General features: G+C 62.5%; 2 pseudogenes. Both read right to left on the reverse strand.

What is annotated here, in order from left to right:
* Window positions 1–113: 113 nt before the first annotated feature.
* Window positions 114–866 (reverse strand): annotated as a pseudogene (locus AWB67_RS37070) (DUF2955 domain-containing protein); the annotation flags it as partial.
* A pseudogene (locus tag AWB67_RS37075) lies at window positions 856–1,904 on the reverse strand (HlyD family secretion protein). The pseudogenes AWB67_RS37075 and AWB67_RS37070, both read right to left, overlap by 11 nt.
* Window positions 1,905–1,906 lie beyond the last annotated feature (2 nt).

Genomic DNA, 1,906 nt, shown 5'->3' on the forward strand with positions numbered 1-1,906 from the left:
TCACCAGGTCAACTATACGAGCCCGGAACTCCGCCGGGTACGGTGCTCGATGCTTGCCCATTTTGGCACCCCCTTATTCAAAGGATAGGTGTCCGTTTTCCCGGGTCAATCTCACTGAGCGCGCACCAGAAGACGATCACAAGCGCCCCGCCAAGCAGCGTCGACCCGAGCAACTCGCCAGCCGCGCCGCGAGCCGCGGCAGTACAGCTTTGTCGACTGAGACTGACTGACTTCATGATGATCGGGAGGTAGCCCGCAGGGTCGCTCAGTGCCAGCAGGAAGGCTGGTAACACCAACAAGGCTGCGCGTAGCGCCATCCGGCTCGCCTCGTTATCCGGCAGCACCGTGGCGGGAGGCAACGCCTGTAAGCCAGCGGGTTCGGGAAACAACCAGTGGCAGACGGTTAGCACCGATACGGCGACGAGCAGTCCCTCGACCAGGGCGCCGATCACCATGACGGCGAGGCCGAAATCGGTCGTGCCGGCAGCCGAGATCATGGTCAGGCCAGCCACAAGGAAGGTGGAGACAAGATCGTTGCCGCCGCGCAAGCCATAGCGGAAGGCCAGGAAGAGGCCCACGCTGATCAGTAGCACGCCGCTGAAAGGGTAATGGTGCAGCAACGGAATGAGCATCAGACCGCTGCCCTTCGTGAACATCAACACCAGTGCCAAGCCCAGCACCGCCTTGAGCGACAGAGGTCGGTTGAGTGTGGCAAACAGAAATACTGCGAGTACCGGAGCGACCATGGGGATCGGCAGTTCAAGGCCAAAACTAATGGCGAGGCACAGCGCCGTGCCAACCGCCAGGCGCTGCGCGCGTTGACCGCGCGGATCGCATCGAGCGGGGACGGCGGTCTCAGTAGACATAGGACAGCCAGCTCATCAGACGCAGGTACAGTCGGCCGAGAGGATTGAGAAGATTGTCCTGGTTCGGGAACGCCATGACCTCGGCCTGACCGCACGCACGCACGCCGCGCAGGGTCTTCAATTCTCCCGGGTTGATCTCGAAAATGACCGGAAAGCGTTGGGCAGGGCGCAGCCAGTCGCGACTGTTCTGTACCGTCGGCAAACTGCCTGGAGGTGTGCTCGGACCGATGTTGACGCCAAAACCTACGCTGGGCACGCGGCCTTCCAAAATTTTTCCTGGCAGGGCATCCAGGACAACGGCTACCGGCGTGCCCGACTCGACAAGGCCAAGATTGTTCTCTGTCATCTCCGCGCTGATCCACACGTTGTGGATGGCAATCAGCGTCATGACTGGGCTGCCGGCGGCAGCAAACTGGCCGGCATCGGTACGCAGATCGGTGACAAGACCGGCGGAGCGTGCGCGCACGCGAGTATTGCTCAGGTCGAGTTCGGCCTTCTCGAGGGCAGTCGCGGCGCTGCGCAGCTTGGCGTTTTCGTTGTCTCTCCCGCCTTCCTGTTCGCGAGCGCGTTGCACTTCGGCCCGCGCCGCGGCAACCTGGCTGATGGCCTGTTCAAGGGTGGCACGCGCGACCTCGAGGCGGCGCAGCGAAATTGTACCCTCGTCTTCGCGATACAGGCGTTCGAGACGGCCACTATCCTGGCGCGCCTTGACTTCGTTGGCCTGCGCCGCACGCAACGAAGCCCGCGCCGATTCGATGCCCGCCGTGCTGGCACCGATCTGCCGGCGTGTCGATTCGAGGTCGGCTCGCGCGCGCTCGACTGCGATCCTGTAGTGCCCGGGTCGACCTCGAATAGAACCGTTCCTGCCCTCACATCCTGGTTGTTGCGCACATACACCTTCGCGACGCGTCCCGACCCTTGCGATGCCAAGGGAATGACGAAAGCTTCCACCCGTGCCTGTTGTGTATAAGGGGTGAAGCGGTCGGCGAACAGATACCACACGAGACTCAGCGCGATCAGCAGGATCACCCACCTGATAC

It is taken from the genome of Caballeronia terrestris (assembly GCF_001544515.1).
Lineage (GTDB): Bacteria > Pseudomonadota > Gammaproteobacteria > Burkholderiales > Burkholderiaceae > Caballeronia > Caballeronia terrestris.